At 70.9% G+C, this 24410-nt stretch carries 24 protein-coding genes; 8 read left to right on the top strand and 16 right to left on the bottom strand.

The window, feature by feature from the left end; translation table 11 throughout:
- Window positions 1-109: 109 nt before the first annotated feature.
- The 12 genes from ACIRA5_RS49255 to ACIRA5_RS49200 all read right to left on the bottom strand — a co-directional run bounded on the left by ACIRA5_RS49255 (window position 110) and on the right by ACIRA5_RS49200 (window position 12043).
- Window positions 110-1237: a polyprenyl synthetase family protein gene (locus tag ACIRA5_RS49255; protein WP_079064752.1), complete on the bottom strand. Its 1128-nt coding sequence runs from the start codon at window positions 1235-1237 to the stop codon at window positions 110-112.
- Window positions 1237-2652, bottom strand: coding sequence for a hydroxysqualene dehydroxylase HpnE (gene hpnE / locus ACIRA5_RS49250; RefSeq protein WP_403703926.1), 1416 nt, complete (start codon window positions 2650-2652; stop codon window positions 1237-1239). Before hpnE ends, ACIRA5_RS49255 begins: the two co-directional genes overlap by 1 nt.
- Window positions 2649-2780 carry a DUF6380 family protein gene (locus tag ACIRA5_RS49245; RefSeq protein ID WP_225900914.1) on the bottom strand — a complete coding sequence of 44 codons (132 nt, stop codon included), beginning with the start codon at window positions 2778-2780 and terminating at the stop codon, window positions 2649-2651. The genes hpnE and ACIRA5_RS49245 overlap by 4 nt, the downstream gene beginning before the upstream one ends.
- Window positions 2781-2788: 8 nt before the next feature.
- Window positions 2789-3739 carry a presqualene diphosphate synthase HpnD gene (gene hpnD, locus ACIRA5_RS49240; RefSeq protein ID WP_403703923.1) on the bottom strand — a complete coding sequence of 317 codons (951 nt, stop codon included), beginning with the start codon at window positions 3737-3739 and terminating at the stop codon, window positions 2789-2791.
- On the bottom strand, window positions 3736-4638 hold the full coding sequence (hpnC, locus tag ACIRA5_RS49235) for a squalene synthase HpnC (RefSeq protein WP_403703920.1): 903 nt from the start codon (window positions 4636-4638) through the stop codon (window positions 3736-3738). Before hpnC ends, hpnD begins: the two co-directional genes overlap by 4 nt.
- Before the next feature lie 358 nt (window positions 4639-4996).
- On the bottom strand, window positions 4997-5770 hold the full coding sequence (locus tag ACIRA5_RS49230; RefSeq protein WP_099919499.1) for an ABC transporter ATP-binding protein: 774 nt from the start codon (window positions 5768-5770) through the stop codon (window positions 4997-4999).
- Window positions 5763-6692, bottom strand: coding sequence for an ABC transporter permease (locus ACIRA5_RS49225; RefSeq protein WP_351298833.1), 930 nt, complete (start codon window positions 6690-6692; stop codon window positions 5763-5765). The genes ACIRA5_RS49230 and ACIRA5_RS49225 overlap by 8 nt, the downstream gene beginning before the upstream one ends.
- A gap of 121 nt (window positions 6693-6813) precedes the next feature.
- Window positions 6814-7686: a glycosyltransferase family 2 protein gene (locus tag ACIRA5_RS49220; RefSeq protein WP_403703966.1), complete on the bottom strand. Its 873-nt coding sequence runs from the start codon at window positions 7684-7686 to the stop codon at window positions 6814-6816.
- An 8-nt stretch (window positions 7687-7694) separates the two neighbouring features.
- Window positions 7695-8474, bottom strand: coding sequence for a CDP-alcohol phosphatidyltransferase family protein (locus tag ACIRA5_RS49215; protein ID WP_352047739.1), 780 nt, complete (start codon window positions 8472-8474; stop codon window positions 7695-7697).
- Window positions 8452-9513, bottom strand: coding sequence for an iron-containing alcohol dehydrogenase family protein (locus ACIRA5_RS49210; RefSeq protein ID WP_403703915.1), 1062 nt, complete (start codon window positions 9511-9513; stop codon window positions 8452-8454). The genes ACIRA5_RS49215 and ACIRA5_RS49210 overlap by 23 nt, the downstream gene beginning before the upstream one ends.
- Complete coding sequence (locus tag ACIRA5_RS49205) at window positions 9501-10253, bottom strand: sugar phosphate nucleotidyltransferase (RefSeq protein WP_190168309.1); 753 nt, start codon at window positions 10251-10253, stop codon at window positions 9501-9503. The genes ACIRA5_RS49210 and ACIRA5_RS49205 overlap by 13 nt, the downstream gene beginning before the upstream one ends.
- On the bottom strand, window positions 10250-12043 hold the full coding sequence (locus ACIRA5_RS49200) for a DUF5941 domain-containing protein (protein ID WP_403703963.1): 1794 nt from the start codon (window positions 12041-12043) through the stop codon (window positions 10250-10252). Before ACIRA5_RS49200 ends, ACIRA5_RS49205 begins: the two co-directional genes overlap by 4 nt.
- A 360-nt stretch (window positions 12044-12403) precedes the next feature.
- On the opposite strand from ACIRA5_RS49200, the gene galE reads away from it, so the two are divergent.
- The 4 genes from galE (at window position 12404) to idi (ending at window position 16411) form a co-directional block, all read left to right on the top strand.
- Window positions 12404-13390, top strand: coding sequence for a UDP-glucose 4-epimerase GalE (gene galE / locus ACIRA5_RS49195; RefSeq protein ID WP_403703911.1), 987 nt, complete (start codon window positions 12404-12406; stop codon window positions 13388-13390).
- 128 nt (window positions 13391-13518) lie between these two features.
- Window positions 13519-14457 (top strand): cation diffusion facilitator family transporter, encoded by a 939-nt coding sequence (locus ACIRA5_RS49190; RefSeq protein WP_403703908.1) that lies wholly within the window; start codon window positions 13519-13521, stop codon window positions 14455-14457.
- 232 nt (window positions 14458-14689) lie between these two features.
- Window positions 14690-15460, top strand: coding sequence for a class I SAM-dependent methyltransferase (locus ACIRA5_RS49185; RefSeq protein WP_403703905.1), 771 nt, complete (start codon window positions 14690-14692; stop codon window positions 15458-15460).
- A gap of 357 nt (window positions 15461-15817) precedes the next feature.
- On the top strand, window positions 15818-16411 hold the full coding sequence (idi, locus tag ACIRA5_RS49180) for an isopentenyl-diphosphate Delta-isomerase (RefSeq protein WP_054232743.1): 594 nt from the start codon (window positions 15818-15820) through the stop codon (window positions 16409-16411).
- A gap of 40 nt (window positions 16412-16451) precedes the next feature.
- Here the strand turns inward: idi and ACIRA5_RS49175 are convergent, their stop codons facing one another.
- Window positions 16452-16958, bottom strand: coding sequence for an ATP-binding protein (locus tag ACIRA5_RS49175; protein ID WP_190168511.1), 507 nt, complete (start codon window positions 16956-16958; stop codon window positions 16452-16454).
- A 221-nt stretch (window positions 16959-17179) separates the two neighbouring features.
- Window positions 17180-17764: a DUF308 domain-containing protein gene (locus ACIRA5_RS49170; protein WP_352047735.1), complete on the bottom strand. Its 585-nt coding sequence runs from the start codon at window positions 17762-17764 to the stop codon at window positions 17180-17182.
- A gap of 66 nt (window positions 17765-17830) precedes the next feature.
- Between ACIRA5_RS49170 and ACIRA5_RS49165 the strand changes: the two genes are divergently transcribed.
- Complete coding sequence (locus ACIRA5_RS49165) at window positions 17831-18619, top strand: enoyl-CoA hydratase/isomerase family protein (protein WP_403703901.1); 789 nt, start codon at window positions 17831-17833, stop codon at window positions 18617-18619.
- Here the strand turns inward: ACIRA5_RS49165 and ACIRA5_RS49160 are convergent.
- Window positions 18609-19244, bottom strand: coding sequence for a DJ-1/PfpI family protein (locus ACIRA5_RS49160; protein WP_403703898.1), 636 nt, complete (start codon window positions 19242-19244; stop codon window positions 18609-18611). The genes ACIRA5_RS49165 and ACIRA5_RS49160 overlap by 11 nt on opposite strands.
- A 50-nt stretch (window positions 19245-19294) precedes the next feature.
- Window positions 19295-20248, bottom strand: coding sequence for a GlxA family transcriptional regulator (locus ACIRA5_RS49155; protein WP_403703895.1), 954 nt, complete (start codon window positions 20246-20248; stop codon window positions 19295-19297).
- Window positions 20249-20359: 111 nt separating this feature from the next.
- On the opposite strand from ACIRA5_RS49155, the gene ACIRA5_RS49150 reads away from it, so the two are divergent.
- The 3 genes from ACIRA5_RS49150 to ACIRA5_RS49140 all read left to right on the top strand — a co-directional run bounded on the left by ACIRA5_RS49150 (window position 20360) and on the right by ACIRA5_RS49140 (window position 24410).
- Window positions 20360-21226 (top strand): hypothetical protein, encoded by an 867-nt coding sequence (locus ACIRA5_RS49150; protein ID WP_403703892.1) that lies wholly within the window; start codon window positions 20360-20362, stop codon window positions 21224-21226.
- Between the two features lie 88 nt (window positions 21227-21314).
- Window positions 21315-23714: a Tex family protein gene (locus tag ACIRA5_RS49145; protein WP_403703889.1), complete on the top strand. Its 2400-nt coding sequence runs from the start codon at window positions 21315-21317 to the stop codon at window positions 23712-23714.
- Window positions 23715-23840: 126 nt separating this feature from the next.
- The gene (locus ACIRA5_RS49140) at window positions 23841-24410 is read left to right on the top strand and encodes a putative glycolipid-binding domain-containing protein (RefSeq protein ID WP_403703886.1); all 570 of its coding nucleotides are present in this window, start codon (window positions 23841-23843) and stop codon (window positions 24408-24410) included.

The raw sequence follows: 24410 nt of genomic DNA, 5'->3' as shown, positions 1-24410 counted from the left end.
GTCGGCCGGTGCGTCTGTCTCATGGGGGTCCCACCCTGCTCGAACGGAGTTGAGAGCTTGGGGGAGGCACCGGCCGGCGACTACGCGAGGTTTATTCGACCGATAGTGATCATCTCTTCCGTACGACGACGAAGTCGGCGAGCGCCACGAGCTGGGCCCGCACCTGGTCGGGCATCTCCACGGCGTCCAGTGCTTCGATGGCGATGGTGTGCTGGCGGCGTGCCTCCTGGGCGGTCCACTCGCGGCCGCCCGCCTCCTCGATGAGCGCGGCGCGCACGGCGAACTCCTCCTCGGAGAAGTTCTCGAAGTCGCTGGCCTTGGCGTCCTCGGCGAGCAGTTCGCCGAGCCGCTCGGAGGCGGGGCCGCCCGCGGCGAGCGCCGCCACGACCGGCAGGGACTTCTTGCGCTGGCGCAGATCGCTCCAGGTCTGCTTGCCGGTGGCCTCCGGGTCGCCCCAGATGCCGAGGAGGTCGTCGACGGCCTGGAAGGCCAGGCCGAGGTGGTAGCCGTACTTCTCCAGCGTGTCCGCGGTGCGGTCGTCCGCGCCGCCGAGGACCGCGCCGATGGAGCAGGCGCAGGCGAGCAGGGCGCCCGTCTTGTTGCCCTCCATCTCCAGGCACTCCTCGACGCTGACGCGGTCGCGGTGCTCGTAGGAGATGTCCTGGGCCTGGCCGTCGATGAGGGCGCGGGTGGCGCTGGTCAGCCTGCGGGTGGCGCGGCCGGCCTCGACGGTGCCGAGTTCGAGGAGGATCTCGTTGGCCAGCGCGAACAGGGCGTCGCCGACGAGGATCGCCTGGGCGGGGCCGTGCACCTTCCAGACGGTGTCGCGGTGGCGGCGCTGCTCGTCGCCGTCCATCAGGTCGTCGTGCAGCAGGGAGAAGTTGTGCACCAGCTCGACCGCAACCGCGCCGGGCACGCCGACCTCGGGGGCGGCACCGGCGGCCTGCGCGGACAGCACGGCCAGCGCGGGGCGTACGGCCTTGCCGCCGTCGCCGTCCGCGGGGTTGCCCTGGGCGTCGATCCAGCCGAAGTGGTAGGCGGCGACGGTGTCCATGGGCGACGCCAGGCGGTCGACGGCCGCCTTCAGCACCGGTGTGGCCAGGGTCCGGCCGCGCTCCAGGAGCGCGGTCACGTCCACCGCGTCGGCAGCCTTGTCGGCCGGGGGCACAGTGGGCACAGTCTCTCCTCTTGTTGCGGTACCGGGGGTGCGGGGGTCTGCCGCGCGCTCGTCGAGCATCAGGCCGCCTCCTCGAACGCGAGGAGGTGGTCGCGGGGCCGGCCCAGGGCGCCCAGTGCGGCTCGCGCCGCACCGGCGCCGCTGCGGACCGCACTCTCCATGGTCGCGGGCCACCCGGTGGCGGTCCACGCGCCGGCCAGATACAGGCCGGGGGCTCTGGTGCGAGCGCCGGGCCGCAGCCGCCCGACGCCCGGGGTGGGGGCGAACGTCGCGGTGCGCTCCCTGGTCACGAAGAAGTCCTTCACCTCCGCGCCGCGCGCGGCAGGCAGCAGCCGCTCCAGCTCCGGCAGATAGCGCTCGCGCAGGACGGCGACGGGTGCGTCGATCTCGTCCTGGGCGGCCGACTGCGACAGGGCGAGGTACTGCCCTTCCCGCAGTCCGGACGCGTCGGTCCGGTCGAAGACCCACTGCACCGGGGAGCCGAGGGCGGCGAAGAACGGTCGCGCGAGCACCTTCCGGTCGTAGACGACATGGACGTTGAGGATCGGCGCGGTGCCGATCTCCAGCAGCTGTTCAGGGGCGTCGAGCGCTCCCTCGGGCAGCAGATCGTGCGCCTCGCGCTGGGGTACGGCGAGGACGACGGTGTCGGCGTCGAGCGTCTCGCCGGGAACCTGAACGCTCCAACGCCCGTTCTCGTTAAGGGAGATGGAGGTGACGCGTGTACGGACTTCGGTACGCACGCCCGCGGAGTCGAGCGCCTTGCGGGCCAGCGTGTCGTGCAGTTCGCCCAGCGGGACGCGTGCCCAGCCGATGTCGGCCGCGCCCGGGTCGGACAGCAGACCGGTCTTGAACACCATCGCGGCGAGCCCGAGCGAGGAGTCGCCGGCCACCGCGTTGAGGGTGGCGACCCCCACCAGGTCCCACAGTGCCTCGACGGCACGCTCCGACTGACCGTGTTCGGTGAGCCATTGGCCGAAGTTCTGGTCGTCAAGGGCCGGATCGTCGAGATCGAGCGCTTTGAGCGCCAGTGCGGCACGGCCGACCTTGGCGCGCTCGGCGAGCGACAGATGCTGATAGGTCGCCAGGCTGCGCGCGAGATGCAGAGGTACGGGCAGCGCGCTGCGGCCGATTCTGCCGAGCCGCCGCCCGGGTTTCGCCTCGGCGTCGAGAACGGGCACGTCGAGACGATCCTGCAGGGGCGCGAGCGAGGCCCCGTCGACACGGTCGAGGAACCAGCGGTAGGCGGTGCAGCAGCGCAGATACACATGCTGTCCGTTGTCCACGGTGAGTTCGCCGCGCCGGAAGGAGAAGGCGAGCCCGCCGAGCCGCGGCCGGCCTTCGAGCAGGGTGACACGCACCCCGGCGTCGGCCAGTGCGAGCGCGGCGGTGATTCCGGCCAGCCCGCCGCCGATCACTACGGCGCCGGCCCCTTCCGGGCGGCCCGAAGCCCCCGTGGGCTGCGTGTCCTCGCTCATCGTGCACCCTCCCCAGCGGCCGTGCCGCGGTGATTGAACGGTGCACGGCAGGCCATCGCAGTCAGGGACGCCACCCGGTGCCGGAGGGTTGCGTGCCGCTTTTCGCCGGTGGAATCACCTTGGCCCATATTGTCCATCAGGTACGCCTCCTGACGGTACGCCGGGAGACATGCCGGGCGTCCAGACCGGAGAGGCCGCGCACGGCGACGTACGCCTTCTCGCGCCCCGGCAGCGAGACGCGGCCGCGCAGCACGGCCTCCGGCTCGCGCTCGATACGGTCGAGGAGCCGCCGGTAGATGCCGGCCATGGCCGCGACACAGGCGCCGCTGCGCCGGTCGAGCATGGGCAGCAGCCGGTAGCCCTCGGCGAAAAGGGTGCGGGCCCGTCGCACTTCGAAGTGGACGAGGCCCGCGAAGTCGGAGCCCTCGGGCGGCTTCGGGCCGTTGAACCCGGCCGAGCAGCCGAACTTCGCGAGGTCGTCGGCGGGCAGATAGGTGCGCCCGCCGGCGGCGTCCTCCCGTACGTCCCGGAGGATGTTGGTGAGCTGGAGCGCGAGCCCGAGCGTGTCCGCATACTCCGGCGCGCGCTCGGCGCCGCGCGCCCCCGGTTCCGTACCGAACACGCCGAGCGAGAGCCGCCCGATCGCCCCGGCCACGCACCGGCAGTACACCTTCAGATCGTCCCAGGTCTCGTACGTCTCACCGCGTACGTCCATCAGGACGCCGTCGATGAGTTCGTCGAGGCCGCCCAGCGGCACCGGGAAGTACGCGGCGGTGTGACTGAGGGCGACCGCGACCGGGTCGGTGTCGTCCTCGTCGACCCGGCCCTCGCGGACCCGGGCGAGCAGAGCCCGGGTGTCCTCGAGCCGCGCCGCCTTCACGTCCGTCGGCAGCGCGCCGTCGCCGATGTCGTCGACACGCCGTGAGAACGCGTAGAGCGCCGACATCGCACGACGCTTGGGCGTCGGCAGAAGTCTGATGCCATAGGCGAAATTACGAGCCTGCTGACCGGTCACTGCCTCGCAGTAGCTGTATGCGGCGAGTACCGGTGCGGACACGTGTTGTTCCGACTCCACGGTCCGGATCACCCCTCTCCTCGCAGAGTCACTCCCACCTCGCGCAGCAGCTGGAGCTTGCCGGGCTTGGGCGGGCCGTGAAGTACGTCGTATTCGGCGGCGGCGATCGCGCGGATCGCCGCCCTTCCCCCTGCCACGAACCCCGCGAGCAACAGCTTCAACCTGCCGTGGACGCTACCCACGAGGGGGGTGCCTTCATTCAGGAGGTGGAGCGCGCGTTCTGCTTCGTATGCGACCAGCGCGCGCACCGATGCGCCCGCGGTGGCCGTGGCGAGATCCGCCTCCTGGACATGGAAGCGCTTCATGTCCTCGGCCGGCAGGTAGATGCGGTCGCGGCCGAGGTCCTCGGCGACGTCCTGGAGGTGCTCGACGATCTGCAGCGCCGTGCACACCGCGTCCGAGCGGCGGATCCGCTCGGGCGTGGAGGCGCCGGTGACGGACAGCACCAGGCGGCCGACGGGGTTGGCGGACAGCTCGCAGTAGGCCACGAGGTCGTCATAGGTCTCGTAGCGCTTGATCAGCTGGTCCTGGCGGTTGGCCGCGATCAGCCCGAGGAAGGGTTCGGGGGTGAGGTCCGCGCGGCGGACCGTGGGCTGCAGGCGGCGCAGCAGCGGGTGGTGCGGCGTCGAGTCGAACACGCGGTGCAGATCGGCCTCGAAGGCGTCCAGGAGTACGAGACGGTCCTCGGCCTCCTCGGGCGACACGCCGAGCAGTCCGGCGTCCGCGCCGCCCGGGGCGAGGTCGCCGTCACCGATGTCGTCGACGAGGCGGGCGAAGCCGTAGACGGCCATCAGGTCGTCGCGCCAGGCCTGGGGCAGGAAGAAGGGTGCCACGGGGAAGTTCTCGCCCGCGGCCTTGTCGAGCGTTCCGCGCTCCGTCTCACCAGTGCGCGCCGTACCGGCTTGGGTCACCGCTCGCCGCCCGGCGCGGGGACGGCACACGCGTCGCGGAGCTGGAGAGTTTCCGTAGCCATTGCCGTCACATCTCCCGTTCTACACTGCCGACCCAATAGTGCCCATTTCGGACACGCCGCCCGGGACTCCGCGCGGCGCGCCGGTGCCGGGTGTCGCGCAGTATCGCCCCACTTGCCGCGATTCAGCACCGGTACAGCTTACGTTGTACAACGCAGCAAGGTTCGTCGGGGTGTCCTGCACATCACAACAACACACCGATTGGTGTCAAGATTCCTAAGGCCAGCAGGAGTTGGCGTTTCCTTTGCAGACGCAGGGCCCCGCCGAATCGTTGCGGCGGGGCCCTGGCTACTACGAGCTACTTGCCCGTGAACTTCTCGTACTCCTTGAGGACCTCTTCGGTCGGACCGTCCATCCGCAGCTCACCGCGCTCCAGCCAGAGCACGCGGTCGCAGGTGTCGCGGATCGACTTGTTGTTGTGGCTGACCAGAAACACCGTGCCCGCGCTCTTGCGCAGCTCGCGGATCCGCTGCTCGGAGCGCTTCTGGAAGGAGCGGTCTCCGGTGGCGAGGGCCTCGTCGATCATGAGGACGTCGTGGTCCTTGGCAGCCGCGATGGAGAAGCGCAGCCGCGCCGCCATGCCGGAGGAGTAGGTGCGCATCGGCAGGGTGATGAAGTCGCCCTTCTCGTTGATGCCCGAGAAGTCGACGATCTCCTGGTAGCGCTCCCTGATCTGCTCGCGGGACATGCCCATCGCGAGCCCGCCCAATATGACGTTGCGTTCGCCCGTGAGGTCGTTCATCAGGGCCGCGTTCACGCCGAGCAGCGAGGGCTGGCCGTCGGTGTAGACCTTGCCCTTCTCGGCGGGCAGCAGACCGGCGATGGCACGCAGGAGCGTCGACTTTCCGGAGCCGTTGGAGCCGATCAGGCCGATGGCCTCGCCGCGGTAGGCCGTGAAGGAGACGCCCTTGACGGCGTGCACCTTGCGTACGCCCCGCTCCTCGCCGCGCTTGATGATGCGGCTGAGGGCGGCGGTGGCGCTGCCCTTGCCGGTCTTGGCGCCGTTCACGCGGTAGACGATGTGCAGCTCGTCCGCGATCACGGTCGGGATGTGGGATGTCTGCTCAGCCACGGCCGTACCTCTCTTCCGCCTTCCAGAAGTACACGAACCCGCCGGCGGCGACGACCACGGCCCAGAAGGTGGCGATGGCCCACACATGGGGCGGCAGGTTCGAGGCGCCGTAGCCGTCGATGAGGGCGAAGCGCATCAGGTCCATGTAGATCGCGGCCGGGTTCACCTGGAGCGCGCGGATGAACCACTCGGGCCGTCCGACGAGCATGTTGCTGATGGAGAACATGACGCCCGAGGTGTACATCCAGGTGCGCAGGATGAACGGCATCAGCTGGGCGAGGTCCGGCGTCTTGGCGCCCATGCGCGCCACGATCAGCGCGAGGCCGGTGTTGAAGAGGAACTGCAGCACCAGCACCGGGACGATCAGCAGCCAGGACAGACCCGGCACGCTGCCGAAACCGATCACCACGACGAACAGCACGATCATCGAGAACAGCAGCTGCTGGAGCTGCTGGAGCGCGAAGGAGATGGGCAGCGAGGCGCGCGGGAAGTGCAGCGCGCGCACCAGCCCCAGGTTGCCCGAGATCGCACGGACGCCCGCCATGATCGAGCTCTGCGTGAACGTGAAGACGAACACACCGGTCACCAGGAACGGGATGTAGGTGTCGTGCGACATGCCCCGGCTGGCCTTGAGGATCACGCCGAAGATGAAGTAGTACACGGCCGCGTTCAGCAGCGGCGTCGCCACCTGCCACAGCTGGCCCAGCTTGGCCTGGCTGTACTGCGCGGTGAGTTTCGCCTGCGAGAAGGCGAGGATGAAGTGCCGCCGCCCCCACAGCTGACGCACGTACTCGACGAGTCCGGGCCGGGCGCCGCTCACCGCGAGCCCGTACTTGTCGGCCAGGTCGGCCGCGGAGAGCCCGTCATCGGGGGACGGACGGTCGCTCACCGCGACAGCTCCGTCATGCGTTGTCTCACTCACAAATGGAAACTTTCGTCTTCATGATGCGCACGGCCTGGTCGGCAGGGGCTGAGGGCACGGGACACCGGGGTACGGCGAACGTGCTCCCGGGAACGAGCTTGTCAGATGGCGTAGCCGCTTGTCAGATGACAGGAGGACGACCGAGGCGGGTCAGCCGCCACACCGTACGCCACTTCATGGGGCGCCGGGGCCCGCAGGAACTGGTCCAGCCCTCCTTGAAACCGCCGAACCACGCCTTCAGGGCAGGTCCCGAGGGACGGCGGGCCAGGGTCAGGAGCATCCAGACGCCGAGGTAGACGGGGACGAGCGGCGCCGGAAGGTTGCGGCGCGCGAGCCAGACGCGGTTGCGGGCCACCATGCGGTGGTACACCGCGTGCCGCGAAGGGGCGGTCGTGGGGTGGTACAGCACCATGTCGGACCGGTAGTCGATCATCCAGCCCGCGTCGAGGGCCCGCCATGCGAGGTCGGTCTCCTCGTGGGCGTAGAAGAACTCGTCCGGAAGCCCGCCGACCTCGGCGAAGACCTTCGTACGGACCGCGTTGGCGCCACCGAGGAAGGTGGTCACGCGCGAGGAGCGCATCGGGTCGGAGGCGCGCAGCCGCGGTACGTGGCGGCGCTGGGTCTCCTTGGTCTCGGGGTCCGCGATCCGGAAGCTGATGATGCCGAGCTCGGGGTCGGCGGCGAAGGCCCGGCGGCACAGCTCGGCGGTGTCGTGGGTGGCGAGGAGGCCGTCGTCGTCGAGGAAGAGCAGGACGTCGACGTCCGTGCCACCGGGGCCGAAGGCCTCGATGCCCACGTTGCGGCCGCCGGGTATGCCGAGGTTCTCGGGCAGCTCGACGGTGCGTACGCCCTCGGGGACGTCGGGGACGGGCGAGCCGTTGCCGACCACGACCACCTCGACCCGGTCGCCGTCCTGCTTGGCGACGGAGTCCAACAGGGCTCGGAGCTCGTCGGGGCGGTTGCCCATGGTGATGATGACCGCGCCGACCTTCATCGCCGTACTCACTTCAGCCTGCTGGAGGCGAGGATGGACACGAGATGCAGCACGGTCTGGAGGAGGGCGATGCCGGCCAGGACCGCGACGCCGAGGCGGGTGAAGAACAGGTCCCCGCGCACCGAGTCCACGATGGCCAGCACCAGGATCAGCAGGGACGCCTCGATGCCGAGCACCAGCCGGTGGAACTTCAGCGCGGCGGCGGCCTTGCGGGCCAGCGCCATGCCGGAGGAGCGCGGCTCGGACGCCGACTCCTTGACCGGCGGCAGGCCGCCCTGGTGGCGGGCGACGCCGACGAGGTCGGTCTCGGCCTTGATCAGGATCGCGCCGAGGGCCGCCAGGGTGCCGAGGAAGGCCCAGAGCCAGTCGATCCGCCCGGAACCCCAGGGATCGGCGGCGCGCAGGCCGAAGCCCACGAGCACCGCGGCATCGGTCAGATAGGCACCGACCCGGTCCAGGTAGACCCCGCCGAGCGAGAACTGCTTCTTCCAGCGCGCCACCTCACCGTCGACACAGTCGAGCAGCAGGTAGAGCTGGACCATGATCACGCCGAGCACGGCGCCCGGGATCCCCGGCACCAGCAGGGCCGGGGCGGCTAGCACGCCGAAGACAGTCATCAGGTACGTGAGCTGGTTGGGCGTGATCCTGGTGTTCACCAGGTAGCGGTCGCAGCGCAGCGAGATCTCTCGCATGTACAGGCGTCCCGCCCAATGCTCACCGCTGCGCCGGTCCTTCACCCCTGCGGGATGAACGACGGGGCGGAGTTCAGCTACTGATGGCCTTGGCATAGTCGGAGTAGATGTCCTTGATCTGGTTGGTTTTCAGGTCGAGGTGTTCGAGGATCGTGTACCGGCCCGGCCGGGTCTGCGGAGCGAACTCCACGACCTGCACGAACTCGTCCACGGTGAACCCGATCTCCTCGGGCAGCACCGGCAGCCCGTGCCGGTGCAGCACCTCGGCCATGTACGCCGACTCCTCGTGCGCCCCCCGCAGGTACATCGCGAAGGCCGCGCCAAGACCGCACTGCTCGCCGTGGCTGGCCGCGCGCTTGGGGAAGAGGAGGTCGAAGGCGTGGTTGATCTCGTGGCAGGCGCCCGACGAGGGCCGTGAGTCGCCCGACACCGACATGGCGATCCCGCTGAGGACCAGTGCCTCGGCGAGCACCTGGAGGAAGTCGTTGTCGCCGATGCCGCCGGGGTGACGCAGTACGGCCTCTCCGGCCTGGCGTGCCATCGCGGCCGCGAGACCGTCGATCTTCTCGCCGTTGACGCGATGGGCGAGCTCCCAGTCCGCGATGGCGGAGATGTTGGAGACGGCGTCACCGATGCCGGAGCGCACGAACCGTACGGGGGCCTCGCGGATCACATCGAGGTCGATGACGACCGCGATCGGGTTCGGCACACCGTAGGAGCCGCGGCCCGCGTCGTTGTCGAGGGTCGCGACGGGCGAGCACAGGCCGTCGTGCGCGAGGTTGGTGGGCACGGCGACCAGCGGGAGGCCGACGCGCGCCGCGGCGAACTTCGCGCAGTCGATGATCTTGCCGCCGCCCAGGCCCACGACCGCGTCGTAGTGGCCGGCCTTGATGGCACCGGCCAGCCGGATCGCGTCGTCGAGGGTGCCGCCGCCGACCTCGTACCAGGTGGCGCCGGGCAGGGCCGGGGCGATCCGCTCGCGCAGCTTCGCGCCGGAGCCGTTGCTCACGGCGACGGCCAGCTTCCCGGAGTGCGAGATCCGCTGGTCGGAGAGCACGCTCGCTAGGTCGTCCAGGGCACCCGCGCGGATGTCGACGACAACCGGGGAGGGGATGAGCCTTGTCAGTACTGGCACGCGATCTCCCGTCCCTTGGCGAGGTCGTCGTGGTTGTCGATCTCGACCCACTTGACGTCGCCGATCGGCGCCACGTCGATCTTGAAGCCGCGGTTGACGAGCTCCTGGTAGCCGTGCTCGTAGAACTGCTGCGGGTCCGTCTCCCACACCGTCTTCAGGGCGTCGGTCAGGTCGGCGGCGGCGTCGCCCTCGATGAGGGTGACACCGATGTACTCGCCGGTGGCCTCGGCGGGCTCCATCAGCTTGGTGATCTTCCGGACGCCCTTGTCGGGGTCCACGACGACCTTCATCTCCTCGTCGGCGAGCTTCTTCACCGTGTCGAGGGCGAGGATGATCCGCTTGCCGTCGCCGCGGGCGGCCAGCAGCGTCTTCTCGACGGAGACCGGGTGCACGGTGTCGCCGTTGGCGAGGATCACACCGTCCTTGAGGGCGTCACGGCCGCACCACAGGGAGTAGGCGTTGTTCCACTCCTCGGCCTTGTCGTTGTCGATGAGGGTGATCTTGAGGCCGTACTTGGCCTCCAGGGCGTCCTTGCGGTCGTACACGGCTTCCTTGCGGTAGCCGACGATGATCCCGACCTCGGTCAGACCGATCTCGGCGAAGTTGCCGAGGGTCAGGTCCAGGACCGTGATGCTGTCCTCTATGCCCGCGGGACCCACCGGCACGAGAGCCTTTGGGAGGCTGTCGGTGTAGGGACGCAGACGCCGTCCGGCGCCGGCCGCCAGCACGAGGCCGATCATGCGGGTTCTCCTTCGTCGTGTACGGCGGGGGCCCCGGAGGACACCCAGAAGCGGATGCTCTCCACGAGCACCAGCAGCGCCACGGCCACGGCGAGCACCGTGAGCGCGACCTTGAACTGTGCGGCGGTGAGCAGCGCGGCCAGGACGGTGACCACCAGCGTCCTGCCTTCGTGCCCGCCGATCGCCCGCACCAGCCAGTGCGGGGGGGCTCCGGCGTTGCCGCGGATGCGGTACACCGTGTCGTAGTGATGGTAGGCGACGGCGGCCACCAGGCCGAAAGCCGCAGGAAGCGCTCCGTTCACATCGGCTTTGGCCGCCAGTACCAGAACGGTGAGGTATTCGGCGGCGCGGAAGAAGGGGGGCACCAGCCAGTCGAGGGCGCCCTTGAGGGGGCGGACGACGGCGAGGGCGGACAGGAGCACGTAGCCGACAGCGCACAGGACGGTCTGCCAGCCCGCGCCCCAGAGCAGGGCAGAGGTCACCACGAGGACGCCGCCGACGGCGGCACTGACGGGCGCCGCGACACGGACCGTGCCGCGCGCGAGGCGCGCCAGCAGTTCGACGAGCGGTCCGCTGTCCGCGAGATCCGCCAGCGCCTGCGCCGCCCGGTCCGTGCGCCGGGCCTTGCGGGTGAGCGAGCGCAGTACGCGGCCCGCCGTGGTGTACGTCGCGGCGAACGCGCATCCGACGAGCAGCGCGTAGAAGGTGATGCGGGGGGTCGTCAGCGCCGTGAGGACGGCGACCATCGCCCATCGTTCGCCGATGGGCAGGACTATCATCCGGCGCACCCAGACCGTCCAGCCGACGCTGTCGAGCTTGTCCGAGAGGGCGGCGGTGGGGCTGGTGTTGGCGGTGGCGTCGTGGTTCGCCTCGTTGAAGGAGAAGTCCACGACGTGCCGGCAGGTCTGGAGGATCATCGCGCCGAGCGCCAGGGCCCATACGTCGTCGCCGCCGCGGGCCGCTCCGAGGGCGAGGCCCGCGTAGTAGGCGTACTCCTTGGCGCGGTCGAAGGTCGCGTCCAGCCAGGCGCCGAGCGTCGAGTACTGGAGCGAGTAGCGGGCGAGCTGCCCGTCCGTGCAGTCCAGGACGAAGGAGAACAGGAGCAGCAGCCCGGCCGCGACGAATCCGGCGCGGGTGCCGGTGGCGGCGCAGCCCGCGGCGACCAGCGCGGTGAGCAGGGAGGCGGTGGTGACCTGGTTCGGGGTCAGTCCGCGACGGGCGCACCAGCGGGCGATGTAGCGCGAGTACGGGCTGATGCAGTACGTGGTGAAGAAGCCGTCGCGGGCCTTGACCGCGCTGCGCAGGCGTACGGCCTCGTCGTCCACGGCGGACACGGCCTGCCGTGCCTCGTTGCGCTCCTGCGGGTCGGTGGGGACCGCGGCGACGAGCGTGCCGAGCTCGGGGCGGAACACGGCGACGCCGTCCGCGTCGAGGGCCGCGGTGAGCCGCTCGGCGAGGTTGTCGGTGGCGACGGCGAGGCCGCCGGAGGCGGAGCTCTCACGGGCCACGGCACGGGTCAGCGCCCGGCGGGCCTCGGGCTGTACCGATACGGCGCCGGGCAGCGCGGAGGCCGCGAACCGTGGGTCCGTGAGGCCGAGGCGCAGCGCGTGCAGGTGCCCCACGAAGCGGGCGTCGACGACGGCGACCCGCTGGTCCGCCGGTACGGCGGCCAGCAGTGTCTCGGCGTCACCGGCTTCGCCGGCGAGCCGCACGTCGAAGCCGAGCGACCGCAGATCGCTCTCGAGCGACGATCCGGGGACCGGCTGGCCGGTGAGGATGGCGGTCGACAGCGAACTCACTCCCTGGGTGCCGACGCGGCCTCGCGCCGGGCGTGTACGTGGTGGGAAGGCCCCGGCCCCAGGCCCGAGGGGGCTCAGGCCGCTGGGCGGCATGTCGGCAGAGGCTATCGGATGATGAGAAGCAGGCGTTCACCGCCCGTTCACTGGGCGATCAACCACATCTGCGTACCGCCTCCGCCGCGATCATCATCCGTGATCCGGGGGCCCTGCCACAAACCCGCACTCACAGAACGCATAATTCGCGTCATTGATCACGACACCCCTCCAGACCGCTCCGTAGCGGGGCAGGGCGGTCGGATCGGCGGCCGGCAGCGGCGCCACCGGCGGCGGACCGACATAGGGTGGTCGTCCATGACATGGCTGATCACAGGCGGGGCCGGATACATCGGGGCACACGTGGCGCGGGCGATGGCGGAGGCCGGGGAGCGCGTCGTCGCCCTCGACGACCTCTCGGCCGGGGTTCCCCACCGGCTCCCGGAGAGCATTCCGCTGGTGCAGGGCTCCTCGCTGGACGGGGACCTGCTCAAGCGGGTCCTCGCGGAGCACGCGGTGACGGGTGTGGTGCATCTCGCCGCGCGCAAGCAGGTCGGTGAGTCCGTGGCCCAGCCGACGCGCTACTACCAGGAGAACGTCGGCGGGCTCGCGACGCTCCTGGAGGCGGTCGCCGGGGCCGGCGTCAAGCGCTTCGTCTTCTCCTCGTCCGCCGCCGTCTACGGCAACCCGGATGTGGACCTCATCACGGAGGACACCCCCTGTGCGCCGATGAGCCCGTACGGCGAGACGAAGCTCGCAGGGGAGTGGCTGGTCCGCGCGGCGGGCCGGGCCCACGGCATCGCGACCGTGTGCCTGCGCTACTTCAACGTGGCGGGTGCGGCCACGCCCGAGCTGGCCGACACCGGCGTGTTCAACGTGATCCCGATGGTCTTCGACCGCCTCACCCGCGACGAGGCCCCGCGGATCTTCGGCGACGACTACCCGACGCCGGACGGCACCTGCGTCCGTGACTACATCCACGTCGCCGACCTCGCCGAGGCACACCTCGCGGCGGCCCGGCGGCTGGCCGGCGGCGCGACGGGCGACCTCACGGCGAACATCGGCCGCGGCGAAGGGGTCTCGGTACGTGAACTGCTCACGCTGATCGGCGAGGTGAGCGGGGACACCCGGCGACCGGTCGTCGAGCCGCGCCGGCCCGGGGACGCGCCGCGCGCGGTCGCCTCGGCCGGCCTGGCCGCGCGGGAACTCGACTGGAGCGCGCGGCGCGGGGTCCCGGAGATGGTGGAGTCGGCGTGGCAGGGGTGGGTGCTGCATCACCCCCGGACCCTGGATCAACGATCTTGACCACGCTCTGACCTGCGGATCGTTTCCGCAGGTCAGAGCATATGACAACGGTGTTCAGTGCCGCGTTGCCCGATACCCCCCACCCGTAGTTCACTGTGATCCCGGGCAGAGCACAGGAGGCGGCTTCCATGGGGGCTGGACACGATCACGGGCACGCCCACGGCGCGCCCGCCACCGGCACGGCGGCAGCCGCGTACCGCGGGAGACTGCGGGTCGCGCTGTCCATCACGCTCACCGTGATGGTGGTCGAGATCGTCGGCGGCCTCATGGCCGACTCCCTCGCGCTCGTGGCCGACGCGGCGCACATGGCGACGGACGCGGTGGGGCTGGGCATGGCGCTCCTCGCGATCCACTTCGCCAACCGGCCGCCCAGCGGCAACCGCACGTTCGGCTACGCGCGGGCCGAGATCCTCGCCGCGCTCGCCAACTGTCTGCTGCTGCTCGGTGTCGGCGGCTACGTCCTGTACGAGGCGATCCACCGCTTCGTGACACCCGCCGACACCGAGGGCGGTCTGACCGTCGTCTTCGGGCTGATCGGTCTGGTCGCGAACACGATCTCGCTCACGCTGCTGCTGCGCGGCCAGAAGGAGAGCCTGAACGTGCGCGGCGCCTTCCTGGAGGTGGTCGCGGACGCGCTGGGTTCGGTGGCGGTGATCATCTCCGCCGTGGTGATCATGACCACCGGCTGGCAGGCGGCCGACCCGATCGCCTCGATCCTCATCAGCATCATGATCGTCCCGCGCACCTGGAAACTGCTCCACGAGACGCTCGAGGTGCTCCTGGAGGCGGCGCCCAAGAACGTCGACATGGCGGAGGTGCGCGCCCACATCCTCGCCCTGCCCGGCGTCGAGGACGTGCACGACCTGCACGCCTGGACCATCACGTCGGGCATGCCGGTCCTCTCCGCCCATGTGGTCGTCAGCTCCGACGTCCTGAACGCCATCGGCCACGAGAAGATGCTCCACGAGCTCCAGGGCTGTCTGGGCCACCACTTCGACGTGGAGCACTGCACCTTCCAGCTGGAACCGAGCGGGCACGCGGAGCACGAGGCGAAGCTCTGCCACTGAAAGGCTCCAGCGGGAGGCACTTAATTCGCGGGTGCGGTCGGCGGCTCCAGTGCTAGCGTGGCCACCGATCCGAGGAAGAGGTGGGTTGATGACTGTCGCGTTCGGTGCCGCTGCGCGCGGCGACAGGTGCGTCCCCATCCTCCGGGTCCACGGCTGACCCACGCCGAGCGGCGTGCGCGGCGGCCCGGGCCCCCGCATCCAAAGGTTTCCCACGTTGTCCGAACATCACGACTTGTCCGAGCACCACGACGCGTCCGAGCGCGACGCCCGCCGCGAGGCCTTCTTCACCCTGCACCACCGACTGCCCCGGCAGGGCCCCGGCTCCGACGCCACCACCCGTCACCTCCTCTCACTCGCGGGCCCGCTGCCCGCCCGTCCCCGCGTGCTCGACCTGGGCTGCGGCCCCGGCCGCTCGGCGCTGCTCCTGGCCGCCGAGGCCGCGGCCGAAGTGACGGCCGTCGACCTGCATGAACCGTTTCTCGACGAACTGCGGACGGCCGCCGAGGCCCGGGGTCTCACCGCCTCGATCGACACCGTCAACGGGGACATGGGAGATCTCACCCACCCCGACGGCTCGTTCGACCTGGTCTGGGCCGAGGGCTCGGCCTATCTGATCGGTTTCGCCACCGCCCTGCGCCGCTGGCGGCGACTGCTCGCCCCCGGCGGCACGCTGGTCCTCACCCACTGCGTGTGGACCACCGACACGCCGTCCGACCAGGCCCGCGCGTTCTGGGAGGACGACTCGTTGCGCACGACCGACCAGGACACCCGGGTCGCCCGCGACGCCGGGTACTCCGTACTGGGGGTGTATCTCCAGCCGGAGTCCGACTGGGACGAGTACTACGACGCGCTCGGCGTCCACGCCGACGTGGCTGATGTCACCCGGCCCGGCATGGCCGAGGCAGTGGCGGGCGCCCGGGCGGAGATCGCCATGCGCCGCGAGCACGGGAGGGAGTACGGCTACGTGGGCTATGTCCTGCGTCCGGTCACCGTCGGCGCCTGACGCGTCCCGTCTCGCGCGGTGCCCGTGTCGGCGCCTGCGTCCGTCGCCGTACCGCGGGTGCGCCGCGCACCGGGGTGGACCGGCCGCTGACCACGGCATCCGGCCCCGGTCCGACGGGCCGGACGAGCACCGGCTCCGGGGCTCCGGGCGAACATCTGATGGCCCCTGTCCTGGACGGTTCCCCGTCCGTGGCACCGGGCACGATCAAGTGTCCGGCCGCTTTCGGTGACCGATGGACGTCGGCCGCGTGTCCCGCTCCGGGCTCCCGGAGCGGGACATGCGGGGAGCCGCGAAGTGCCGGGAGTGCCGGTTTCGTACGGCAGACTTGGGGCTCGAAGACCGATGCGAAGGATGGGTATGCCGATCACACCTGCCACCGCGACGCACAGTTCGTCGAACGGCACCGTTGAAGCGATCTTGCTCGAGTTGGTCGACGAGGACGGCAACACGATCGGCACGGCGGAGAAGCTCGCCGCCCATCAGCCACCGGGACAGCTGCACCGGGCCTTCTCCGTGTTCCTCTTCGACGAGCACGGCAGGCTGCTGCTCCAGCAGCGCGCCCTGGGCAAGTACCACTCCCCCGGTGTCTGGTCCAACACCTGCTGCGGCCACCCCTACCCCGCCGAGGCGCCCTTCGCGGCGGCGGCCCGGCGGACGTACGAGGAGCTCGGCGTCTCGCCCTCGTTGCTCGCGGAGGCAGGCACGGTCCGCTACAACCACCCGGACCCGGAGTCGGGCCTGGTGGAGCAGGAGTACAACCATCTCTTCGTCGGCATGGTGCAGTCGTCGCTGCACCCCGATCCCGAGGAGGTCGGGGACACCGCGTTCGTGACCGCCGCCGAGCTCATGGAGCGGCACGCGAAGGACCCGTTCTCGGCGTGGTTCATGACGGTCCTGGACGCGGCCCGTCCGGCGATCAGGGAGCTGACGGGCCCGTCGGCCGGCTGGTGACGGACCCGTCCGTGCGAAAACTCCCCGAGAGGGCCAAGCCCTAGACGATGCTCACAGTGAGCGGCAGGGCGGCCCAGATCACCTTGCCGCCACTCGCCGTGTGCTCGACGTCGCACACCCCGCCCGACTCCCTGGCGACCTCCCGTACCAGCAGCAGCCCCCGGCCGCCGGTCTGGCCGTGGTCGGCCTCCAGGGCGGTGGGACGGTAGGGGTGGTTGTCCTCCACCGAGACCCGCACCCACTCGGCTCCTACGGCCACCTCCACGGCGAGCATCGGGGACAGCAGTGCCGCGTGCCGCACCGCGTTCGTGACCAGTTCGGAGACGATCAGCAAAAGCCCGTGGACGAGGTCGTCCGAGACGGGCACTTGTTGACGGAAGAGCAGGTCACGAACGGCGTGTCGTGCCTGCGGAACCGAGGCGTCGATGGCGGGAGCGGTGAACCGCCACACCCCCTCGTACGGCAGCGGACCCGGCGGTCTCCGATCAGGAGGCACATCCCCGGCGCCTTCAGGGCGGGAGTCGAACCCCCGCCCGTGGTTCTCCATCGTCCGGTCGCCACCCTTGCGCTCGATTGTCACCACACGTCGAGTGTTGGTAACGCGCTGGTCCGGACCGCATCCCTGAACAGAAGTCAGCGACTATCGACGGCTTCTGACCGTTGGCGCATGGCATGGACGGCCGCGCGACCACTCCTGCCCGTGTGGTGTCTGCTTCGAGAACTATTCGGGTTGTACGGGTTGGGCGCCGGGCTCGCCCGTTTCGTCCGTCAGTGGCCGCGCCCCGAGACCAGATGTACGATGCGCCGCCCGCCGAGGCCGGTGGCGATCAGGCCCAGCCCGTCGAAGAGCAGCGCGAGCGAGAAGAAGCAGCCGATGACGTACTTGCTGCTGCTCGGCCAGTTGTCCAGCACCAGGATGCCGAGGAGCAGGTCGAAGGCGCCCTGCAGGAGGGTCCAGCCGAACTGCGCGCCGCGCACCACGAGACTGCCGACCACCCGGAACACCCCGCCGGTCAGGAACAGCAGGGCCGCGAACATGGTGAGCGCCTCGGCCGCCGCGTCCGGGCGGCGGATCACCACCACTCCGGCCGCGATGTTCAGGGCCGCGACCACCACCCCGAGCCAGAAGAAGTTGGTGCCGCGGGCCTGGACGGCGTGCAGCAGTCCGACCGCGCCGCCGATCAGCAGCAGCCAGCCGAACAGGATCATCGAGGTCAGGGTCGCCACGCCGGTGTAGACGAGCCCGACGAGCCCCGCGAGCACCAGGATCACGCCGAACGCGGCGGTCCAGCTGAGGCCGCGCGTCAGATTCGTGGTCGCGTCGCTCGGCGCCCTGTCCTTGGTCCTGGCCATCAGCGCCTCCTCGCGCCCGGCCCCTTCTTGATCGTACGTTCGAGGGTTGCGGATAGCATCCGGCGTATGGAGCCGCAGCTGCTGCACAGCGTGGGCGACGGGGTCGCCACCGTCGTCATTCACCACCCGGCCAAGCGCAACGCCATGACGGCCGACATGTGGAGGGCGCTGCCGCCCCTGCTCGACGGGCTCGCCGCCGACCCGGATGTCCGCGTCCTCGTGCTCACCGGCGAGGGCGGCACCTTCTGCGCGGGGGCCGACATCTCGACGCTGCGGGGCTCCTCGGACGAGGCGCAGGGGCTCGCCGTGAACGCCGAGGAGGCGCTAGCCGCGTTCCCCAAACCGACGCTCGCGGCGATCCGCGGGTACTGCGTCGGCGGTGGATCCCAGCTCGCGGCGGCCTGCGATCTGCGGCTCGCGGAGGAAGGCGCGCGGTTCGGAGTGACGCCGGCGAAGCTGGGGATCGTCTACGCGGCCTCGGCCACCCGGCGGCTGGTGTCGCTGGTGGGTCCGGCGACCGCCAAGTACCTGCTGTTCTCGGGCGAGCTGATCGACACCGAACGGGCGCTGCGCACGGGTCTGGTGGACGAGGTGCTGCCCGAGGGCGAACTCGACAAGCGGGTCGGGGAGTTCACCCGCGTCCTGGCCGCACGGTCGTTGCTGACGCAGGCGTCCGCCAAGGAATTCGCCCATGGACGGACCGACCGGGACGCGTACTGGGCCGAGCAGGCGCGCGGGAGCGACGACACCGCGGAGGGCGTCGCCGCGTTCCTGGAGCGCCGGCCGCCGCGCTTCACCTGGACCACGCCGGCCTCCACCGCGACTGCCCAGTCCTCCACCGCGACTACTCCATGATGAAGCGGCTCTTCGCCCGGAACTCCGCCACGAGATGTGCGGGAGCCTTCTGGGGGGACCCTGCGTCGTAGGGCGGCTGCGGGTCGTACTCCGTCAGCAGCTGTACGGCCTGTGCGTGTTCGTCGCCCGCGATCCGTCCGAGCAGGGCGAGCCCCATGTCGATGCCGGACGACACGCCGGCCGCGGTGACGTACTTCCCGTCGAACACCACCCGCTCTCCGGTCGGCTCGGCACCGAAGCGTTTGAGGTGGTCGAGGGCCAGCCAGTGCGAGGTGGCCCGGCGGCCCTCGAGCAGCCCCGCGGCGGCCAGCAGCAGGGAGCCGGTGCACACGGAGGTCGTCCAGGTGCTCGTGGTGTCGGCGGCGCGCAGCCAGTCCAGCAGGACCCGGTTGTCCATCTGCGGGGTCTGGCCCGGCCCGCCGGGGACCACGACGATGTCCGGGTGCGGCACCTCCGCCAGGGCCCTGTCGGCGGTCAGGGCCAGGTTGCCGGTCTCGTTACGGACGGGGCCGGTGTGCTCCGCGACGAAGACGGTCTCCGCGTCGGGCAGGCGGCCGAGGGTCTCGTAGGGTCCCACGGCGTCCAGGGCGGTGAAGCGGTCGAAGAGGACGATGGCGATCTGCATCGGGTTCCTTTCCACGGGTGGGTGGGACAGGGGCGACAGGTGAGGGCTGGTCAGCGGGTGGGGGCGGGGCGGAAGCGGCGCCGGTACTCCGCCGGTGCCGTGCCGAGCGCCTTCACGAAGGCACGGCGCATCGTCTCGGGGGTGCCGTAGCCGCAGGCGCGGGAGATCTCCTCGACCCCGTCGGGGGTGTCCTCCAGGAGACGCCGGGCGTGTTCGAGGCGCACGCGGTCGACGTACCGGCCCGGGGCCATGCCCGTCTCGGCCTGGAAGGCGCGGGCGAAGTGCCGGGGCGAGAGCCGGGCACGGGCGGCGAGCGACTCGACGGACAGGTCGTCGCCGGGGTGCTCGGTGATCCACTGCTGGACCTCGCGGAGCGGTTCGCGCCGCGCCGTCTGCGCGGCCAGCTGGGCGCTGAACTGGGCCTGGTTGCCCGGGCGCCGCAGGAAGACGACGAGGTGGCGGGCGACCGTCAGGGCGGCCTCGCGGCCGAGGTCCTCCTCCACGAGCGCGAGGGCGAGGTCGATGCCGGAGGTGACGCCGGCCGAGGTGGACACCTGTCCGTCCCGCACGTAGATGGGGTCGGGGTCGACCTGGACGGCCGGATGGTCGCGGGCGAGCTTGTCGCAGTACGCCCAGTGCGTCGTCGCGCGGCGGCCGTCCAGGAGGCCCGCCTCGGCGAGCGGGATGGCGCCGGTGCAGACGGAGACCAGGCGCTCGGCGCGCGGCCCGTGCGCGCGCAGCCAGTCGGTCAGCCGGGGGTCGGGGCGCCGGGTGCCCCGGCCACCCGGGACCAGCAGGGTGTGCGGGGCGGGCGCGTCGGCGAGGGCGTGGTCCGGGACGAGGGTGAGGCCGCTGGTGGTACGCACGGGTGCGCCGTCCAGGGAGGCGGTGTGGATGCGGTACGAGCCGCCGCGGAAGGCCTCGGCGCCCGCGAAGACCTCCACGGGGCCCGTGACGTCGAGGCTCTGCACGTCGTCGAAGAGGACGACCAGGACGGTTCGCATGCTCTCGATTCTTGGCGAGCGGGGTGATGGCCGCAAGGACGGGTACCCCACCTTTCCTGCCATCGCCTCTCCCGCCTTCCCTGCGTACCGACCAGTCGGTAACCTTCGGATATGAGCACACCTCTGCCGGAGCGCGCCGGGCGGCGCTGCCACAACGTCCTCAACCCGCTGCACTCGACGCACTACTTCTCGCCGGACCTGGGCCGGGAGCTGGCCGCCGTCGGGATCGAGGACAGCAGCGGCGCGTACTTCGCCGTGCGGGCCGCCGCCATGGGGCCGGTGGGTCCCGGCACGGTGACGGCGACGTTCTACAACTTCCGCCACGAGCTGGTGGCCCGGCATGTGCCCGAGGTGTGGAAGAAGGCGTCCCCGGAGACCGTCCTCGCGGCACGCGTGCGTGCCGTCGACGCGACCTGGCGCCGGCTCCTCGGCGAGGACGTCCTCGCCTCCAAGGAGATGGCCGAGGCCGCGGAGCTCGCCCTGCGGGCGGCCGAGGCCTGCGCCAGGACCGCGCGCCCGCTGTACTCCGCCCACGCGGACCTGCCCGTGCCCGACGCGCCGCACCTCGCCCTCTGGCACGGCGCCACGCTGCTGCGCGAGCACCGGGGCGACGGTCACCTCGCGGCGCTGCTCGACGCGGAACTCGACCCGGTCGAGGCTCTGGTGAGCCACACCGCGACCGGCAAGGGCATGGCCCCGAAGTGGGCACTGGGCACGCGCGGCTGGTCGCGGGCGCACTGGGACGCGGCGGTCGAACGGCTGCGCGAGCGCGGACTGCTCGACTCGGACGGAGAGTTGACCGAGGCAGGGGTGACCCTGCGCCAGGAGATCGAGGACCGCACGGACCGGCTGGACCGTGCCCCGTACGAGCATCTGGGCGCCGCGGGCGTGGAGCGCCTCACCGAGCTGGCACGGGGCATCCTGATGCGGGCGCTGGCGGCCGGCGCGTTCCCCGAGGGCATGACCGGCAAGGGCTGACAGCGCCGATCGGCGCCCTGATCCCCCGTTGTCGGTGCCACCTGCCACAATTGCCGCGCAACCTCAGTGGAGAAGGCGGTACGGGATCGTGACGACACCCCTCGTAGGGTCCATCGAAGGCAGGATCGCCGAGGAGCTCGGCGTACGGGAGCGGCAGGTCAAGGCCGCCGTCGACTTGCTCGACGGCGGGTCGACGGTGCCCTTCATCGCCCGCTACCGCAAGGAAGCGACCGAGATGCTCGACGATGCGCAGTTGCGCACCCTCGAGGAGCGGCTGCGCTATCTGCGGGAGCTGGAGGAGCGGCGCACGGCGATCCTCGAATCGGTGCGCGAGCAGGGCAAGCTCACCGAGGAGGTCGAGGCGCAGATCCGGGGCGCCGAGACGAAGGCGCGGCTCGAGGACATCTATCTGCCGTTCAAGCCGAAGCGGCGCACGAAGGCGCAGATCGCACGCGAGGCGGGCCTGGAGCCGCTGGCCGAGGGCCTGCTCGGCGACCCGTCGGTCGACCCGCTCGCCGCGGCGACGGCGTTCGTCGACGCGGACAAGGGCGTCGCCGACCCGCAGGCCGCGCTGGACGGCGCCCGGTCGATCCTCACGGAGCGGTTCTCGGAGGACGCCGACCTGATCGGCGAGCTGCGCGAGCGCATGTGGGTGCGCGGGCGCCTGGCCGCCAAGGTGCGGGACGGCAAGGAGGAGGCGGGCGCCAAGTTCGCCGACTACTTCGACTTCGCCGAGCCCTTCAAGGAGCTGCCCTCGCACCGCGTCCTCGCCATGCTGCGCGGTGAGAAGGAGGAGGTCCTCGACCTCGTCCTGGAGCCCGAGGAGCCCTCCGAGCGGCCCGGTCCCTCCTCGTACGAGGGGATCGTCGCCCACCGCTTCCAGATCGCCGAGCGCGGTCGTCCCGGCGACAAGTGGCTCACGGACACGGTCCGCTGGGCCTGGCGGACCCGCATCCTCGTGCACCTCGGCATCGACCTGCGCCTTCGGCTGCGCACGGCCGCCGAGGACGAGGCGGTGAACGTCTTCGCGGCGAACCTGCGGGACCTGCTGCTCGCCGCCCCGGCGGGCACCCGCGCGACGCTGGGCCTCGACCCCGGTTTCCGTACGGGTGTCAAGGTCGCCGTGGTCGACGCGACCGGCAAGGTCGTGGCCACGGACGTCATCTACCCGCACGTCCCGGCCAACAAGTGGGACGAGGCCATCGCCAAGCTCGCCCGCCTCGCCAAGGAGCACGCGGTCGAGCTGATCGCGATCGGCAACGGCACGGCGTCCCGCGAGACCGACAAGCTCGCCGGTGAACTCATCACCAAGCACCCGGAGTTGAACCTCACCAAGGTGATGGTGTCCGAGGCGGGGGCGTCGGTGTACTCGGCGTCCGCGTTCGCCTCGCAGGAGCTGCCCGACATGGACGTGTCGCTGCGCGGCGCCGTCTCCATCGCGCGCCGCCTCCAGGACCCGCTGGCCGAGCTGGTGAAGATCGACCCGAAGTCCATCGGCGTCGGGCAGTACCAGCACGACCTGTCCGAGGTGAAACTCTCCCGGTCCCTGGACGCGGTGGTCGAGGACTGTGTGAACGGCGTGGGCGTGGACGTGAACACGGCCTCCGCCCCGCTGCTCGCCCGCGTCTCCGGCATCACCTCCGGGCTCGCGGAGAACATCGTGGCGCACCGCGACGCCAACGGCCCCTTCACGTCCCGTACCACCCTCAAGAAGGTGGCCCGGCTCGGCCCGAAGGCGTACGAGCAGTGCGCGGGCTTCCTGCGCATCCGGGGCGGGGACGACCCGCTGGACGCGTCCAGCGTGCACCCGGAGGCGTACCCGGTGGTGCGGCGGATGGTGAAGACGGCGGGCAGCGAGGTCGCCTCCCTGATCGGCAACACCGGTGTGCTGCGCTCGCTCAGGCCGACCGACTTCGTGGACGAGACGTTCGGTCTGCCGACCGTCACGGACATCCTGAAGGAGCTGGAGAAGCCCGGGCGCGACCCGCGCCCCGCCTTCAAGACGGCCACCTTCAAGGAGGGCGTCGAGAAGATCTCCGACCTGGCCTCCGGGATGGTGCTCGAGGGGGTCGTCACGAACGTGGCCGCGTTCGGGGCTTTCGTGGACATCGGCGTCCACCAGGACGGTCTGGTGCATGTCTCGGCGATGTCGAAGACGTTCGTGAAGGACCCGCGTGATGTGGTGAAGCCGGGTGACATCGTCAAGGTGAAGGTGCTCGAGATCGACATCCCGCGCAAGCGGATCTCTCTCACGCTGCGGCTCGACGACGAGGCGACCGGGTCGGATGAGCAGGGTGGGGGTGGGCGTCCGCAGCGGGGCGGCCGGCCTCCGCAGCAGCGCCAGCAGCAGCGTCAGCAGCGGGGCGGGGCGGGCGGAGGCGGTGGTGGTGGCGGTTCGCGGCAGGCCGCTCCGCCGCCGGCCAACAGTGCGATGGCCGACGCGCTGCGGCGCGCGGGGCTTGTCGATCCGAAGAAGGGCAGGCGCTGAGCCACCGGGGGAGCTGCGGGTGATCAGTGGCTGAGCGCGCCCACGCAGCGGAGCCGCGTGCGTGTATGTCACTGCCCCGCGCCCCTTTCGGGGCGCTGTACGAGCCCCGGATCCTAAGGTGACCGTATGGTCGGCTCGCGTGTCATTACCTGGGAAGTCACTGAGAGCAAGGGGCTCGAGACCTCTTGGATCACGTCCGGCGCCCGTTCGTTGCGGGCGCGCGGGCGTGCAGTCGGGACGGTTCCCGAGCCGTACTGGATCTCTTACGAGCTCGACACCGTCGACGGGTTCGTGACCCGGCGGCTGCGTGTGAGCGCCGAGACGGCCTCGGGCACCCGCTCGCTGGACCTGCGGCACGACGGTGAGGGGCACTGGACGGCGGACGGGGACTGGCTGCCCGACCTCGGTGGAGCCCTCGACTGCGACCTGGGCCTGTGTCCGCTCACCAACACGATGCCGGTGCTGCGCCACGGGCTGCATCTCGGGCCGGGTGAGCGGGAGTTCCTGATCGCCTGGGTGTCGGTGCCGGACCTGGCCGTGCGGGCGTCGCAGCAGACGTACACGCATCTCGGGCGCACCGGGGACGGCGGGCGCGTGCGTTTCTCGTCCGGTGACGACCGCAGCGATCTGGAGTTCGACGCGGAGGGGTACGTCGTGGACTACCCCACGATGGCGCGACGGCTGGTCACGGCGTAG

The sequence above is a fragment of the Streptomyces sp. NPDC096311 genome, assembly GCF_044763085.1.
Classification (GTDB): Bacteria; Actinomycetota; Actinomycetes; order Streptomycetales; family Streptomycetaceae; genus Streptomyces.
The sequence above is the reverse complement of the archived record's forward strand: the minus strand, read 5'-3'. Positions and strand labels throughout refer to the sequence as shown.

What these genes read in the sequence shown, in the direction of transcription:
- ACIRA5_RS49245 (WP_225900914.1), bottom strand. Translation starts at nt 2,780, where the DNA reads ATGGGCCAAGGTGATTCCACCGGCGAAAAGCGGCACGCAACCCTCCGG.
- ACIRA5_RS49165 (WP_403703901.1), top strand. Translation starts at nt 17,831, where the DNA reads ATGGAGCCGCAGCTGCTGCACAGCGTGGGCGACGGGGTCGCCACCGTC.
- hpnE (WP_403703926.1), bottom strand. Translation starts at nt 2,652, where the DNA reads ATGAGCGAGGACACGCAGCCCACGGGGGCTTCGGGCCGCCCGGAAGGG.
- ACIRA5_RS49205 (WP_190168309.1), bottom strand. Translation starts at nt 10,253, where the DNA reads ATGATCGGCCTCGTGCTGGCGGCCGGCGCCGGACGGCGTCTGCGTCCC.
- galE (WP_403703911.1), top strand. Translation starts at nt 12,404, where the DNA reads ATGACATGGCTGATCACAGGCGGGGCCGGATACATCGGGGCACACGTG.
- idi (WP_054232743.1), top strand. Translation starts at nt 15,818, where the DNA reads ATGCCGATCACACCTGCCACCGCGACGCACAGTTCGTCGAACGGCACC.
- ACIRA5_RS49150 (WP_403703892.1), top strand. Translation starts at nt 20,360, where the DNA reads ATGAGCACACCTCTGCCGGAGCGCGCCGGGCGGCGCTGCCACAACGTC.
- ACIRA5_RS49255 (WP_079064752.1), bottom strand. Translation starts at nt 1,237, where the DNA reads ATGCTCGACGAGCGCGCGGCAGACCCCCGCACCCCCGGTACCGCAACA.
- ACIRA5_RS49160 (WP_403703898.1), bottom strand. Translation starts at nt 19,244, where the DNA reads ATGCAGATCGCCATCGTCCTCTTCGACCGCTTCACCGCCCTGGACGCC.
- ACIRA5_RS49155 (WP_403703895.1), bottom strand. Translation starts at nt 20,248, where the DNA reads ATGCGAACCGTCCTGGTCGTCCTCTTCGACGACGTGCAGAGCCTCGAC.
- ACIRA5_RS49215 (WP_352047739.1), bottom strand. Translation starts at nt 8,474, where the DNA reads ATGCCAAGGCCATCAGTAGCTGAACTCCGCCCCGTCGTTCATCCCGCA.
- ACIRA5_RS49170 (WP_352047735.1), bottom strand. Translation starts at nt 17,764, where the DNA reads ATGGCCAGGACCAAGGACAGGGCGCCGAGCGACGCGACCACGAATCTG.
- ACIRA5_RS49140 (WP_403703886.1), top strand. Translation starts at nt 23,841, where the DNA reads ATGGTCGGCTCGCGTGTCATTACCTGGGAAGTCACTGAGAGCAAGGGG.
- ACIRA5_RS49190 (WP_403703908.1), top strand. Translation starts at nt 13,519, where the DNA reads ATGGGGGCTGGACACGATCACGGGCACGCCCACGGCGCGCCCGCCACC.
- ACIRA5_RS49220 (WP_403703966.1), bottom strand. Translation starts at nt 7,686, where the DNA reads ATGAAGGTCGGCGCGGTCATCATCACCATGGGCAACCGCCCCGACGAG.
- ACIRA5_RS49175 (WP_190168511.1), bottom strand. Translation starts at nt 16,958, where the DNA reads ATGGAGAACCACGGGCGGGGGTTCGACTCCCGCCCTGAAGGCGCCGGG.